Source organism: Marichromatium sp. PS1 (assembly GCF_041155115.1).
Classification (GTDB): domain Bacteria; phylum Pseudomonadota; class Gammaproteobacteria; order Chromatiales; family Chromatiaceae; genus Marichromatium; species Marichromatium gracile.
In genome coordinates this window covers 1,434,230-1,448,432 of the sequence record NZ_BAAFHB010000002.1, presented here as the reverse complement: position 1 = coordinate 1,448,432, position 14,203 = coordinate 1,434,230, and the positions used below count along the sequence as shown (strand labels likewise).

Annotated in this window: 12 protein-coding genes and 2 pseudogenes; 9 read left to right on the top strand and 5 right to left on the bottom strand. The window is 61.9% G+C overall.

Going from position 1 to position 14,203, the window contains the following annotated elements:
• Positions 1 to 4 precede the first annotated feature (4 nt).
• From ACAM26_RS07945 to ACAM26_RS07930, 4 genes are all read left to right on the top strand, one after another.
• Positions 5 to 1,405, top strand: coding sequence for a UvrD-helicase domain-containing protein (locus ACAM26_RS07945; RefSeq protein ID WP_369613397.1), 1,401 nt, complete (start codon positions 5 to 7; stop codon positions 1,403 to 1,405).
• Complete coding sequence (locus ACAM26_RS07940; RefSeq protein WP_369613396.1) at positions 1,402 to 2,097, top strand: DarT ssDNA thymidine ADP-ribosyltransferase family protein; 696 nt, start codon at positions 1,402 to 1,404, stop codon at positions 2,095 to 2,097. Before ACAM26_RS07945 ends, ACAM26_RS07940 begins: the two co-directional genes overlap by 4 nt.
• Positions 2,087 to 3,850 (top strand): ADP-ribosylglycohydrolase family protein, encoded by a 1,764-nt coding sequence (locus ACAM26_RS07935; protein WP_369613395.1) that lies wholly within the window; start codon positions 2,087 to 2,089, stop codon positions 3,848 to 3,850. Before ACAM26_RS07940 ends, ACAM26_RS07935 begins: the two co-directional genes overlap by 11 nt.
• Positions 3,851 to 4,147: 297 nt before the next feature.
• A protein-coding gene (locus tag ACAM26_RS07930) for an IS3 family transposase (RefSeq protein WP_369613394.1) occupies positions 4,148 to 5,255 on the top strand; the annotation gives its coding sequence in 2 pieces (ribosomal slippage) (positions 4,148 to 4,401 and positions 4,400 to 5,255; 1,110 coding nt in all).
• Between the two features lie 53 nt (positions 5,256 to 5,308).
• On the opposite strand, the gene ACAM26_RS07925 is transcribed toward ACAM26_RS07930, so the two are convergent.
• Both ACAM26_RS07925 and ACAM26_RS07920 read right to left on the bottom strand, forming a co-directional pair.
• Positions 5,309 to 6,483 (bottom strand): IS3 family transposase gene (locus ACAM26_RS07925; protein WP_369613393.1). Its coding sequence is split into 2 segments (ribosomal slippage): positions 5,309 to 6,231 and positions 6,231 to 6,483, totalling 1,176 coding nucleotides; the frame shifts between segments, so codons are not numbered across the junction.
• A gap of 72 nt (positions 6,484 to 6,555) precedes the next feature.
• Positions 6,556 to 7,134: pseudogene (locus tag ACAM26_RS07920) on the bottom strand (IS701 family transposase); the annotation flags it as partial.
• A 174-nt stretch (positions 7,135 to 7,308) separates the two neighbouring features.
• Here ACAM26_RS07920 and ACAM26_RS07915 point away from each other — a divergent pair.
• Both ACAM26_RS07915 and ACAM26_RS07910 read left to right on the top strand, forming a co-directional pair.
• Positions 7,309 to 8,049: a hypothetical protein gene (locus ACAM26_RS07915; RefSeq protein ID WP_369613392.1), complete on the top strand. Its 741-nt coding sequence runs from the start codon at positions 7,309 to 7,311 to the stop codon at positions 8,047 to 8,049.
• A 141-nt stretch (positions 8,050 to 8,190) separates the two neighbouring features.
• Positions 8,191 to 8,331, top strand: a pseudogene (locus ACAM26_RS07910) (Wadjet anti-phage system protein JetD domain-containing protein); the annotation flags it as partial.
• 8 nt (positions 8,332 to 8,339) lie between these two features.
• On the opposite strand, the gene ACAM26_RS07905 reads toward ACAM26_RS07910, so the two are convergent.
• Both ACAM26_RS07905 and ACAM26_RS07900 read right to left on the bottom strand, forming a co-directional pair.
• On the bottom strand, positions 8,340 to 8,888 hold the full coding sequence (locus ACAM26_RS07905; RefSeq protein WP_369613391.1) for an HD domain-containing protein: 549 nt from the start codon (positions 8,886 to 8,888) through the stop codon (positions 8,340 to 8,342).
• 364 nt (positions 8,889 to 9,252) lie between these two features.
• Positions 9,253 to 9,708, bottom strand: coding sequence for a hypothetical protein (locus ACAM26_RS07900; protein WP_369613390.1), 456 nt, complete (start codon positions 9,706 to 9,708; stop codon positions 9,253 to 9,255).
• Positions 9,709 to 10,395: 687 nt separating this feature from the next.
• Between ACAM26_RS07900 and ACAM26_RS07895 the strand changes: the two genes are divergently transcribed.
• Complete coding sequence (locus ACAM26_RS07895) at positions 10,396 to 10,638, top strand: hypothetical protein (protein ID WP_123139837.1); 243 nt, start codon at positions 10,396 to 10,398, stop codon at positions 10,636 to 10,638.
• A 74-nt stretch (positions 10,639 to 10,712) separates the two neighbouring features.
• Here the strand turns inward: ACAM26_RS07895 and ACAM26_RS07890 are convergent, their stop codons facing one another.
• The gene (locus ACAM26_RS07890; protein WP_165913537.1) at positions 10,713 to 11,057 is read right to left on the bottom strand and encodes a TusE/DsrC/DsvC family sulfur relay protein; all 345 of its coding nucleotides are present in this window, start codon (positions 11,055 to 11,057) and stop codon (positions 10,713 to 10,715) included.
• A 290-nt stretch (positions 11,058 to 11,347) separates the two neighbouring features.
• Here ACAM26_RS07890 and ACAM26_RS07885 point away from each other — a divergent pair, with 290 nt between their 5' ends.
• Both ACAM26_RS07885 and ACAM26_RS07880 read left to right on the top strand, forming a co-directional pair.
• Positions 11,348 to 12,883 carry an alkaline phosphatase gene (locus ACAM26_RS07885; protein ID WP_369613389.1) on the top strand — a complete coding sequence of 512 codons (1,536 nt, stop codon included), beginning with the start codon at positions 11,348 to 11,350 and terminating at the stop codon, positions 12,881 to 12,883.
• A 53-nt stretch (positions 12,884 to 12,936) separates the two neighbouring features.
• On the top strand, positions 12,937 to 14,046 hold the full coding sequence (locus ACAM26_RS07880) for a YibE/F family protein (RefSeq protein WP_123139840.1): 1,110 nt from the start codon (positions 12,937 to 12,939) through the stop codon (positions 14,044 to 14,046).
• Positions 14,047 to 14,203: the final 157 nt, after the last annotated feature.

Below are 14,203 nucleotides of genomic sequence, written 5' to 3'. Positions count from 1 at the left end.
CGTAATGAGGGGAAATCTGCCAAAGCCTATCAAGAAGCAGCGCGAAGTGCTGTACATGCCTTCAGCAGGGCACACTGCCGTGCTCGGAACTGCTGGAAGCGGTAAAACGACACTCGCGCTCTATCGGGCTGCCTATCTGTCCGAGCCGTCGATGCCACATGCTGGAAGGACGCTGCTCCTGACATTTAATAAAACACTTGTCACCTATCTTAAGTATCTCAAGCCTATCGAGCTACAGAATGTCCAAGTTGAAACCTACCATACATTCGCACGTGGTTATCTCAACAACCGTGGGAAAATGAGTAGGAATTGTATTTGCGATCCTGACTACAGAAACGCATTCATTTCCCAAGCAGTCAAAGCAGTCGAATCCGGCTACGAACCGTCAAAATTCTTTAAGAGGCCCCTCGAATTTTTCTCTGACGAAATCCAGTGGATTTTCTGCCATGGGATCACTTCTCAAGAGGAATATGTGGAAGTGGAGCGCGTTGGGCGTATCGGCACAAATCTTTCTCGCAAGCTTAGGCCGGTCATGTACGAGATTCTCAACAAGTATCTCGAGATTAGAACTGCCGCCGGAAAATTGTATGACTGGGATGACATAGCTATTGCTGTGCGAAAAGAGTTCGAGGAGGATTCCTCGGCCCGTTTTTATAAGCACATAATCGTTGATGAAGGGCAAGACTTCTCCCCAGAGATGATTCGCTCGCTGGCGGCAGCAATCCCCGAGGATGGTTCACTTTCGTTTTTCGGGGACGTTGCCCAGCAAATCTATGGACAACGGATGAGCTGGCGCTCTGCAGGACTGAACATCCCACAGCAGTGGTTCTTCAAAGAAAACTATCGAAATACAAAACAGATCGCCCAGTTGGGTTTGGCCATTTCCAGGATGCCTTTTTTTCAGGATATTCCTGATTTGGTTGAACCCACATCACCAAGGGCCGACGGTGCCTTGCCTACCGTGGTCGACTGCACTGACAAGGATCAGCAAGTTGAAATCGCACTACGGGCAGCAAGAGGCGCTGGGAAAACCCAGAGTGTTGCCATACTCGTAAAGGATAGAGCCCAGGAGAGGATTTTCAGCTCCGCCCTGGGAGCAAACGCTACACGATTGCACCGCGACCTCCAAGTATGGAATGACGGCCCCGGAATTTACCATGGCACCTATCACGCGGCTAAGGGGCTTGAATTTGACGTAGTGATACTTCCTTTCTTGGATGCGGACAATCTTCCCGATCCAGGCTACATAGACTCTCACGGGGAAGAGGATGGTCTTACGCATGATGGAAGACTTCTTTATGTAGCGGTAACAAGAGCAAAAACGAACTTGATTCTGCTCTACACCGGTGAGCTTACGTCACTGCTACCCGTTGACGAATCACTCTACCAGAGGGTCAAGCCATGAACTTGATTCAACAAGAGTGCGCCAACCGTGGAATCACTCGGGCCTGCCATTTTACGCAGTCGAGAAACCTCGCTCATATTTTTGACGATCCTCTCGGGCTTTGTTCGAAGCGGACGCTTCAGCAGTATGATATGCCGCATAATCCGACCGACCCAGACCGATATGACGGGCGGGATGATCTGATTTGCTGTTCTATCGAATATCCGAACACCTACTACTTCGCGAAAGTCCGGGAACAAGATCACTTGTTCAAGGACTGGGTAGTGTTGATGATCGATCCCAGCTACCTGTGGCACCCTGAGACTTGCTTTTGCCCGTGCAATGCCGCTCGGGCTCGGGGTGCTTATATCCAAACAGGGATAAACGGGTTTCGATCACTTTACGCGGATACATCCCCAGGAATTACTTTTTCCCGTCCTGCCAGACATCTTCCCGCTGCACCAACCGATATTCAGGCGGAAGTTCTCCTTAAAGACCCGATTCCACTTGATTCAATTATCGGTATTGCCGTTCATACAGAAGAACAGGTCCATCGGGAAATATGCAGATTGGAGATCCAGGGAATAACACTCGACAAACCAATTTACATCGCTCCGGACTTTTTCAATAAGGCATCGCTTTCGCGGTTGATTCAAAGCGGAGTCCGAGCGACGGAAACGATATATGAAAACGGAGGTCTACATGACCGATAACAACACAATAAGGCTAAAAGCAAGCAAAGGCGTAGGAGCCATGCTTGGTGCTGCTTTTGGTGACGCACTGGGTTGGCCCAATGAGCGAATTGCCAAATCAAACGCCTCACAACAAACCCAAGGGCGTCTGCATGATTTTAAGAGATGGACTCGACGTTCAGGCGGCCGCTTTTTTCCTCATGAAGAGATTATTGAGGAAGGTGAGTACAGCGACGACACCCAACTCATACTGTGTCTCAGTCGGTCTTTGCAGAAAGGTGAAAGGTGGTGGGAACACTTCACACAGGTGGAGTTACCCTTTTGGTCCGTTTATGAACGTGGTGGTGGCGGAGCAACCAAAAGAGCTGTGGAGTCATGGCTGGATGGTGTCATGCCATGGAGTTCTAGCCGGAAGCCGCAGGATGTGAAGCGATATTATGACGCGGGCGGAAACGGTGTCGCGATGCGCGTCCTCCCTCACGTCTTGCTTCTGGGCGAAAAGGAATTCCCCAAAATAGCCACCAACATTTTCCTTGATGGTATAGCAACACATGGACACCCCCGGGCGCTGTTAGGCGCTTTGGCTTACGGTTTCGCGCTTTGGGCGGCTTTTCGAAAGGATTCGAAACTGGCTTATGGTGAATTGGTGGAAGAATTGATCAAGAACGTCGATCTCTGGTCTGCTCTTCCGGCCACACCAAGCATTCCGCCAGAATGGCGGAGCCAAGCGGAAAAAAGCCTTCAGGACTATATTAAACTTTGGGAGTCGACCAAAGCTGAGGTCATGGACCATCTTGAAGTTTGCCGAGCTGAACTCTCGAAAGGGGCTTTGAGTCTCGATGACGATGTACTGAAAAAACTCCAATGCTTCAACAGTAAGATAAGCGGAGCTGGAACCGTTGCTGCGATAGCCTCAGTGTACCTGGCATCCCGCCACGCTACCGATCCAATTAATGGCGTGGTAAAAGCCGCATTCGCCATTGGTTCAGACACCGATACAATCGCCTCAATGACGGGTGGTCTGCTCGGCTGCATTAGTGGCCCCGACTGGCTATCCCCTGTGAAGCAAGGCATTCAAGACGCTGCCTACATCGAGAAAAATGCATTTCGATTAGCAAACGGACATATTGGAGACAAGCCTACTCATGGAGTTGTCAAGAGATCCTTGCTCAAGAATTGGGTTGATGAAGTTGTAATTGCTCCTGATTCGAGCGAAGTCAGTCTCCCTGACCGAAGAAAGGCCAAGGTAAATCGGGGGCGTGATTACATCGGACGCAGCGGGAAGTTCAAAGTCGAATTCCGACGTTTGACCACCGACGACGGCCAAATCATCTACCTGAACAAGATTTCAAAGGGCGATTTCGAGCCAATAGCCAACAACCTGAAGCAAACCAGCTTACCTCACCAGCAGCCTTCTAAAAGTCGTGGATGCGGTTCAAAGATACCTGTGGCCTCATTCGAAAAAGCCATTTGGTTCTATCGTGACTGCCTCGGCTTAACTGTGAAGAAACAGAGCGCGGATGTGGTTGTTTTCGACCAAGGACTCGTTTTGGTTCCCTTGAGCTACACGAACAATGTCCCTCAAGGGATGCAACTGCGAGCGATGCTCTACATTCAGGCAACGAACATTGCTGAGCGCTTTCGGTGGGTTAAAGAGAGCGATTTGCAGATAGTTACTGTGTTGGCTCCGTGGGGAAAATCCGGGATGCTTTTTTTCAGAAGTCTTGACCCGGATGGCAATGTCGTCGAGGTCTTTTCGGCCGATGGGCAGTGACTTGATAAATAATCGTGCCCAGGGCTGCCTCCTTGGACAGCTCACCGGTGACGCCCTTGGCAGCCTGGTCGAGTTCCAGTCGTGAGGTTCCCCTCGAATTTCGTCCCCCAAGGATTGACGTAGACTGACGATCAAACCTTGGAGAGCACGATGCAGAAGATCCCGAAGCGGGTATACACGCTGGAGTTCAAGGAGCAGGCGGTCAAGCGGGTGCAGTCGTGTCCCCTTCCCCAAAAATAGGTCCAGCGAAAAGTAGAGACCGACGGCATGATGGTGGTCGAGCAAAGGAGAGCCCACATGCGCAAGAGCAAGTACAGCGAGCAGCAGATCGTTGACGCACTGCGTCGTGCTGAGTCTGGAGTAGCCGTCAAGGACGTGTGCCGGGAGCTGGGCGTCAGCGCGGCGACCTTCTATCAATGGCGCTCGAAGTACGGGGGGATGGAGGCTTCGGACCTGAAGCGGCTGCGCGCGCTGGAGGAGGAGAATCGCCGGCTCAAGCACATGTACGCGGATCTGAGCCTGGATCACAAGATCCTGAAGGAGATCGTCGAAAAAAGCGCTGAGCGCCAGGGCGCGCCGCGCCCTGGCGGGTGAGTCCATGGCCGAGGGTGTGAGCAAGCGGCGCGTCTGTCGACTGCTCGGGCTGAGCCGTTCGGTGCTCGACGATCACGCTCGCCCGCGTGACGACGGGCCGCTGATCAAGGCGCTGAGCGCGCTGGCCGAGCGCCATCCATCCGCCGGTTTTCGCAAGCTCTATGTGCGGCTACGCCGCGCCGGACATCCCTGGAACCACAAGCGGGTCTGGCGGGTGTATTGCGCGCTCAAGCTCAATCTGCGGCGTCGGCGCAAGCGGCTCCGGGCGCTCCGCCCGCCGCAACCGCTGGTGCAACCGATCCGTCCCAACCTGCAATGGTCGGCCGACTTCATGAGCGATGCGCTGAGCAGCGGCATGAGCTATCGCACCTTCAACCTCATCGACGACTACAACCGTGAGGCGCTGCGTATCGAGGTCGACGTCTCGCTGACCTCGGCGCGCGTCATTCGCGTACTCGAGCAGGTCATCAGTGTCCGGGGGCGCCCCGAGCGTCTGCGTCTCGACAACGGACCGGAGTTCACCAGCACCGCCTTCCAACGTTGGGCCGCCGAACGTGGCATCGCCCTCGACTTCATCAGCCCCGGGAAACCGACCCAGAACGGCTTCATCGAGCGCTTCAACGGCAGCTTCCGCCGCGAGGTCCTCGATGCCTGGCTCTTCAACACCCTCGAGGAGGTTCGCCAACAGGCAGACGACTGGCTCGACGAATACAACCTGCGCCGACCGCACGAATCGCTCGGCGATCTTTCACCAATCGAGTTTCTCAACCGCCGCGGACATGCCGCAGTGTCTATTTATGGATGGACCTAAAAAGGGGGAGTTGATGAGGTTCCCCTGTTTTTTCGTCCCCCAAGGGGTTGGTCTCATGCGACCGTCTGGTCGCGGCGCTGTCTCGCCTCCCACTGTTGCATGAACTCGACGGGTGAACGGTAGCCGAGTGTCGAGTGCAGTCGCTTGCGGTTGTAGAAGACCTCGATGTACTCGAAGGCCGTGGCGCGCATTGCCTCGCGGGTCGGGAAGCGCTCGCCGAAGACGCGCTCGTGCTTGAAGCTGTTGAACCAGCTCTCGGTCGGGGCGTTGTCCCAGCAGTTGCCGCGCCGGCTCATCGAGCAACGCATGGCGTAGCGGCGCAGGCGTTGTTGGAAGGCGTGGCTGGCGTACTGGCTGCCCCGGTCGGAGTGGTGCAGCAGCCCTGGTGGCGGCCGGCGCCGGGCATGGGCCATGTCGAGGGCGCTGATGACCAGCTCGGCGTCCATGCGGGCGCGCATCGACCAGCCGACGACCTCGCGGTTGAACAGGTCGAGGACGACGGCCAGATAGAGCCAGCCCTCGTCGGTCCAGAGGTAGGTGATATCGGCGCTCCATACCTGATTCGGGGCGCTGGGCCGGAAGTCCCGGGCGAGCAGATTCTCGGCGACGGGAAGACGGTGGCTCGAGTCGGTCGTGACGCGATAGCGACGCCGATGACGGCCGCATAGGCCGTGCGCACGCATCAGCCGCTCCACACGCGCCTTACTCGCGCTCAGGCCGCGGGCGCGCAACGCTCGCACCATCCGCGGACTGCCGTAGGCGCCACCGCTCTCGGCGTGGAGGGTCTGCAGCAGCAGCGTCAGCTGCGCGTCACTCAGCCCCTGGCGCTGGCCGCCGCGCTGCCAGGCCCGATAGCCGCTGGCACTGACGCCCAGCAGCGCGCACAGCCGACGCAGGCCGTGCGCGCCGCGATGCGCATCGATCCAGGCGTACTTCACAGCGCATCCTTCGCGAAGTACGCCGTCGCTTTTCGCAGGATCGTGTTCTCCTCGCGAAGCTCGGCAACCTCGGCGCGCAACCGCGATAGCTCCATCTCCTCGGGCGTCACCGCCTTGCCCGCGCTCGACTCCAGCTTCCCCGCCTCGCTGCGCCGCACCCAGTTGCGCACCGTCTGCTCCACCAGGCCCATCTCGCGCGCCACCGAGGCGATACTGCGCCCCGACTGCACCCGCTTGACCGCCTGCTCCTTGAACTCTAGCGTGTATACCCGCTTCGGGATCTTCTGCATCGTGCTCTCCAAGGTTTGATCGTCAGTCTACGTCAATCCTTGGGGGACGAAATTCGGGGGGAACCTCATTGACACCCCGGCATCGAGTGCGCGCTCGAGCATCGTACGCGCCAGGGCTGGTTTGGTCTGGAAGCGGTGTGCCTGCTCCGGGACACCGGCCTCAGCGCAGCGTGCGGGGTCATTCGCCCAACATTTGGGCAGGTACAGCGCCCGATCGATGAAGGCCGCGCCGTGCCGGCTGGCGTAACACAGAAACACCCCGACCTGACTGTTCTCGACCCGGCCCGCCGTGCCGCTGTACTGGCGCTGCACCCCCACCGAGTGCGTGCCCTTCTTCAAGAAACCGGTCTCATCGACGATCAGCACCGCCTCGGCGTCGCCCAGCGCCTCGACGACATAGGCACGCAGCACCTCGCGCGCCGCCTCGGCGTCCCAGCGTGCCGTGTTGAGCAACCGCTGCACCCCGTCCGGGCGCCGTTCGCCCAAGGTTTCGGCCAGCTGCCAACCGTTCTTGCGTGGCACTGTCTTCAGCAGCCCTTGCAGATAACCCCGCGCTCGGGCGCGCGGCTCAGGACGACGAAAGCAGTCCGCCAGGCGCTGATGGATCCTGTCCAGTTCCGTCTCCCAGCCAGAGACCTCGCTGTACTTCATGTTGTTTGAAAATTAAGCCGTTGAGTCTACATATCACAACACAAAAAATGTGCGGCTGTAGTAGTAGAGCAAGGCGGCGCGGCGCCGACGCTGGACTCGACCGAGCCCTACGCCGCTTTCAAGTCGTTTCTGGACGCGTCCAAACCGGACCTTGCCGGTCGCCGCTTCCTGCTGATGGTCGACGAGGCGGACCTGATGCCGGAGCGCCGCCTCGGCGAACTGTTGCCGGGTTTCTTGCGGGCCTTGATGCAGGGACCACGGTATCCGGTGGTGTTGCTATTCTGTGGCACCACACGGCTGCACGCGATGGCGCGGGACTACTTTTCCATCCTGTTCAATACGGCGCAGTTCCGCACGGTGAGCTATCTCACCGAGGCCGAGTCGGCGGAAGTGCTGACCAAGCCAGCCGACGGCATCCTGGAGTACGATCCTTCGGTGTTGGCGGAGGGCTACCAGCTTACCCGCGGTCAGCCCCTATTGTTACAGCTGATCGGCGCGACCTTGATCAACGCCTTCAACGAACAGGCGCGCTGTGGCGAGGAGCGCAGCAACTATGTCAGCACCGCCGACTTCGCGCGGGCCGTGAACACGGTTGTGCAACTGGAGACGAACGCAGCCTTCGAGAACCATTGGCAGGACAGCGACCCGCAGACGCACCGGGTGCTGGCGGCGCTGGCTTGGGCGACGGATGACCACAACCGCCGCCAGTTCGACATCGACGGCATTGAGGCGGCCATGACCGAGAACCGGCTCCCCCTCCCCCGCGCAGACATCTTCCGTATCCTGGAGCACCTGGCCGATGATGAGGTGCTGGAGCGCGACGGCCCGACCTATCGCTTCTGGGTACCGATGTACCGCCGCTGGATCGCCTGGCGCTGGCCGCCGCAGCGAGTGCGGGACGAGATGGTGATCTGACGGGATGTGTGTAGCGGCCAAGATGGGCGGTCGGATAAATTTCAGCGAGTGACTGCATCGATCACCATGTCCACGCCTCACCGTGCCCAGGGTGACCAATTCCACTGATCCGGCGCCAGATAACTAACTCGACAGTTCACCCAGCCGCTCAGTCGGTTGGACGCGAACGAGCGCGCGCTGTTCGAGGACCTGGTCGAGCAGTGCCTCGGCGAACGACTCCGCCTGGAGCAGGAGCGGGTGGGGTTCAGCTGGTTGGAGCAGGCGCTAACGGCGCTGTCGTAGAGATCGTTTCAGAGCCCACGCCCCTGGGCATGGACCTGATCGAAGACCGCCTCGAGCGCGGCGTGGGTCCCGCGCAGGCCGTCGATCACCTGTCCGGCCCAGTCGAAATAGGCGCGCTGGCGCTCACGGCTCCAGTCCGGTGGGGGCGAGTCGAGGATGTCGCGCAGGTTGCAGATCTTGTCGGCGAGCTTGACCAAGCGGGCCTGCTCGGAGAGCTGCGGGGCGTGCTCGATCTGCAGCCGTTTACGCTCGTGCTGGGCCAGCGACCTGTCGTCGCTGACCTCGAGCACCACGGCGGTGACGGTATCCCCGAAGTGCTCGATCAGCTCGGCCTCGGTGGTGGCGGTGTCCTCGATGGTGTCGTGCAGCAGCGCGGCACAGAGCACCACGGGGTCAGTCACCCCGGCCTCGTCGATCAGCACCCGGGTCAGGGCGATCGGGTGGTTGATATAGGGCGAGGCACGCTCGTCCTTGCGGCGCTGGTCGCGGTGCTTGTCCGCGGCGAAATCGAGCGCGCGCACGAAGTCGGCCAGGGACTCATACTGCATCGTCGTCATCTTCTTCACTCCTCGGGGCCGCCACATCCCGGACGACGGCCTTGGCCAACGGAACGAGACGACAGGCACGGGGCACGCATGGACCCGCCGGGCACCGTCTCGCATCCAGAGCATCACGCCCCCCGTCCATGGGCCTTGCAAGGCCACATGCGGCGATGATTGATGGAATCCTGCGACAAGGCGCGGGCGCTGTTCAACCCCGAATCACCGATGACAATCCCACGCCACGGCGATCACCAGAGCGGCATCCGCCAACGAGGTCAAGGGGTGATCCGGGTCGCAAGGCCGACCAAGGGTTCGACGGGACGGCGACAGCGGGAGGAGGAGCGGAGGCTGAACGACATGGCCGCGCTTGCGCGCGACGTCAAGGCACGGGTGTGTCCCGCCAGCCATTGAAGATCAGAGTTCCGGTGGTGTCTGACTCCAGGTTGATCGACTGCTCGAAGGAGCGCGACAGCGTCCGGGCACGAATCCGGTAACGCCCTTCCGGCAGGCGCAGCAGCAGCCAGGGCCCGGGGGAATGCAGCGACACCAGCGGCCCGCCATCGGCGCCGAGGATCTCGACCGCGACGTCGCCGAGATAGCGACCGTCGCGCAGCGCGAACTCGAGCTTGAGGTTGTAGTCGATGCCGAGGCGTGTATCGAGATAACGACGTTCGTCGAGTCCGACCCCACCGCTCACATAACCGATGCCCTGGCGCTCTCCCGGTGTCAGCAGCAGTCCATCCTGGGCCAGGGCATCGGTCAGACCGAGCAGCACCGTCAGCGACAGCGCCCCCATCATCACACGCCATCCGTGCACCAACCATTGCAAGCTCATCGGTCCATGTACTCCCGCAGGAGACAAAACGCGCACGTCATCAGCCATGCCAACGCAGCCGACCGCCGGAACGGGCGAAACTGCTGGCGATCAGCGTCTCCCATGGCGAGGCATCTCCACCCAACAGACAGAGCGCGGCCCGTGTCTGTACCGACAGACGCCAGCGCCCCGCCCGGGTCGCGGCGAGCCAGGCCCGGGCGAGTTCGCACCCCAGCTCATCACCATCGGGCGGCTTGCGTAGGCCCGCGCGACGCTGCAGGGGCAACGCGGATGGCGAACGCGAGCCATGTCTCCAACGGACGCCGGACGATGCCTGGGTACATCTCCAGCAACGAAAGACACAGGGTGCAGCGGGGGGTGCGTCGCCCCCTGAGCAGTCATTTTCGGTCATCGTGCATCTCCGTGGTCTGATTGCGCAGCGGATCGCACATGCGGAACAGCCCATCGAGCGATCCGATCGGTCGCCTACAGCAATTCCGTCCCTGGACCTGAAGCAAGAGTACAGGGCGGCGGGACCACTCCAACGACCGCTCATCATGTTGCAGCGCAAAAAAACGTCCCTATCTAGTTCGACGGGCGGGCCGAAATGACCCGCCGCCTATCTTCAAGGCCCCCATGTACCGACATCCTGGCGCTATCCTCAAGCGCCCGACACCGTCTCACCGAGACAGCACAGGAGGTGTAGAGATGACCATCCCATCGCCCCGTATCGCGTTCGCGCTCACCATCGGCCTGCTCGGCGCGCCGATCCTCGCCGGCTGTGAACAGGAGGGACCGGCCGAGGAGGCCGGACGCAAGATCGACCAACAGGCCGAACAGATCGGTCAGCAGCTGGAGCAGGCTCGCGACGCCGTCACCGAGGCACTCGAGGGTGCCGGGGACCGGGTCGAGCAGGCGACCGACCAGCTCGAGGACAACGGCGAGCGCTGACACCCCGGGGCCCGGCCTGCCGGGCCCTGCCCCCCCCCCGGCACCCGCCACGGCAGCGCTACGGGACGAAGGCGTCAGCGTAACTGGCGTACCGCCCCACCGCCGGGCACCAAGGGCGCACGGCGAGGCGAGTCCGCGGCCGGCAGGCCGGCGATCCGCCAGGCTGTCCGCATATCCCCGAACAGACGCTCGGCACAATCCGCCGGAAGTCCCAGCGCGCGACACGGATCGGCGCGCGCATGCCCCTCCAGATAATCACCTCGCAGCCGATCGATCAGGTCCCAGTGCGTCTCGGTCAACTCGCCGAGACGTAGCTCGGCGGCGATCGCCAGCGCCAGGTCGCGACTCCACAGCTCGGGGTCCTCGAGAAATCCCTGCTCGTCGAATAGGTCCTGATGGCACGGGGTCGAATCGTCCATCGCAACCTCCAGCATCGGTGGTCGGATTGGGGGTGCGCAGTCAGGCTGCGCCCCTGCCCTACACAAGGTAGACGGCGATCGCGTAAACGGTAGTCCGCGCAGGGCCATCGGCCACCGGCGCGCACCACAGATGACGCTCGACGTCACAGCGCTGTCCACGAATCGTCATCCCCGTCTGGTGAAATCACGCGCTTGAGGGGAAACCCCACGCTGACAAGGTCGATACCGAACCCAAGGAAGCCGGTGAGCGGAGACACCCCGCCACCGCCATATCGCGAGGATCCGTAGCAATGATCGACAGCAAGCCACGCACCCTGGCCCGCGCCCTGCTCCTGGGGCTGTGCGCACTGGGCGCTGCCGGCGCGAGCGCCGCGCCCAAATACGTCTTCTATTTCATCGGCGACGGCATGGCCAGCCCGCAGATCCATGCCACCGAGGCCTATCTCGGCGCCCTGCAGCAGGACGACGCCGAGCCCGGCGGGACCAAGTCGGTGGCGCTGCACATGAGCCAGTTCCCGGTCCAGGGGATGCAGACGAGCTATGCCAACGACCGTCTGATCACCGGCTCGGCGGCCGCCGGCACCGCGCTCGCCTGCGGACTCAAGACCAACATCGGGGTCATCGCCATGGACCCGAGCGCCACTCAGCCCTACACCACGCTCGCCGAGCTGGCCAAGCGCAAGGGGATGAAGGTCGGCATCATCAGCAGCGTCTCGCTCGATCACGCCACCCCGGCGGTGTTCTATGCCCACGAGTCGAGCCGCAACAACTACGAGCAGATCGACCAGGCGCTGCTGGCGAGCGACTTCGACTACTTCGCCGGCGGCGGCCTGCGAGTCAACAAGTGGCAGAGCGAGCAGTACGCCGACCTGAGCAACGCCCAGCGCTACACCCTGGTGCGCGAGTGGGCGCGCGCCCGCGGCTTCCAGTACGCCGACGACCGCGCCACCTTCGACGCCCTCGCCCCGGGGCTGCGCACCATCGCCATCAACCCCTATCTCGACGGCTCCAACGCCATCCCCTACGCGCTCAATCGCAAGGCCGGCGACTACCCCGGCGGGCCCTACGAGGGCTCGATCAGCCTCGCCGAGTTCACCGCCAAGGGCATCGCCGTACTCGACGGCCCGCAGGGCTTCTTCATGATGATCGAGGGCGGCAAGATCGACTGGGCCGCGCACGCCAACGACGCCCGCGCCGCGATCGAGGAGACCATCGCCTTCGACGACGCCATCCGGGTCGCCGCCGACTTCGGCGCCCGCCACCCCGACGAGACCCTGATCGTGGTCACCGGCGATCACGAGTGCGGCGGCATGACGCTCGGCTTCGCCGGCACCGCCTATGACACCTACTTCGAGGTGCTCGCCGGCCAGCAGCTCGCCTACGACGACTTCGACGACCGGGTGTTCGAGGCCTATCTCGCCCAGTTCGACACCGCCCCGCCCAACATCGACGCAACCCTCTGGGGGCTGGTCTCGACCTACTTCGGACTCGACGGCGCCAGGCTCACCGAGACCCTCGAGGATGATCTCAGCGACTACGAGCTCGGACTCCTCGAGGCCGCCTACGACAAGACCGCACACAACCACAGCGACAACGCCGCCGAGGCCGACACCCTGCTCTACGGCGGCTACAACCCGTTCTCGGTGACCCTCACCCACCTGCTCAACCGCCGCGCCGGGATCGCCTGGACCTCCTATTCGCACACCGCGGTGCCGGTGCCGGTGCTGGCCACCGGCGCCGAGGCCTGGCGCTTCGGCGGCTATTACGACAACACCGAGGTGGCGCGGCGTATCGCCGCGGCCATGCGGGTCGAGCTCGATCAGTGAGCCCGACGGGCGTCCCCCTGGCGGGGGCGCCCGCCACCGGTCGCGCAGCAACGATGAAAAAAGACCTCCTCACCGTGTCACTCTTCGCCCTGCTCTGTCTGCTGCTGTGGCTGGCGCCCACCGGCTTCGAGCACAGCCGTCCCGAGGGCAGTCTGCTCGCCAAGGCACGGGTGATCGCCAGCGACGACGCCGATCTGCGCCAGCACGGCGTGGTGCGCACCGGCACCCAGACGCTCACCGTCGAGCTGCTCGACGGCGCGCAGCGCGGACAGCGCGCGCGCGTCACCAACGCGCTCACCGGCAAGCTCGAGTTCGACGAGTTCTACCGCCCCGGCGAGCGCCTGCTGGTCGAGTACCGTCTACGCGACGGCGAGATCGGCCTGGCCTATGCGCGCGGTCACTACCGTCTCGACCACCAACTGTTGCTGCTCGGGCTGTTCTGCGGTTTTCTCGTGCTGGTCGCCGGCTGGACCGGGGTCAAGGCGCTGCTCTCCTTCGTCTTCGCCGCACTGGCGCTGTGGAAGGTGCTGATCCCGCTGTTGCTGCGCGGGGCCGACCCCGTGCTGGTCGCCCTCGCGGTGGTCGCCGGGCTCACCGCCGCGGTCAGCCTGCTGATCGGCGGACTCAACCGCCGCGGCCTCACCGCCTGTCTCGGCGCGCTCGGCGGCCTGCTGCTCGCCTATGCGCTGGCGCGCATCTTCGCCACCGGCTTCGCTCTCCACGGCGTGGTGCGCCCCTTCACCGAGAACCTGCTCTATGCCGGGTTCGCCGGTCTCGACCTCACCGCGATCTTCCTCGCCGGGATCATCCTCGCCTGCTCGGGCGCGGTGATGGACCTGGCGATGGACATCGCCGCCGCGCTCGACGAGCTGCGCGCCAAGCGCCCCGATCTCGACGCGCGCGCGCTCTTCGTCTCCGGCATGGCGGTCGGCCGTTCGGTGGTCGGGACCATGACCACCACCCTGCTGCTGGCCTACTCCGGCGGCTACACCACCATGCTGATGGTGTTCATGAGTCAGGGGCTGGCGCTCTCCCAGGTGCTTAATATCCACTTCGTCGCCGCCGAGGTGCTCAACGTCATCGTCGGCAGCTTTGCCCTGGTCGCGGTCGCCCCCCTGACCGCACTCGCCGGCGCCCTGATCTATCGCCGCCCAGCACGCTGAAACGACCGATCGCGCGGCTGACGCGGCATCCATCATGTATTGCGGGTATCCTGCAGTGTCGGTGCACTCCTCCATGGAGTTGCACCCGCATTCGTCTGGTCTACACAGACATCGATCAGTCTCGACCCCTGTTATCCGCAATGCCATCACACGCCCA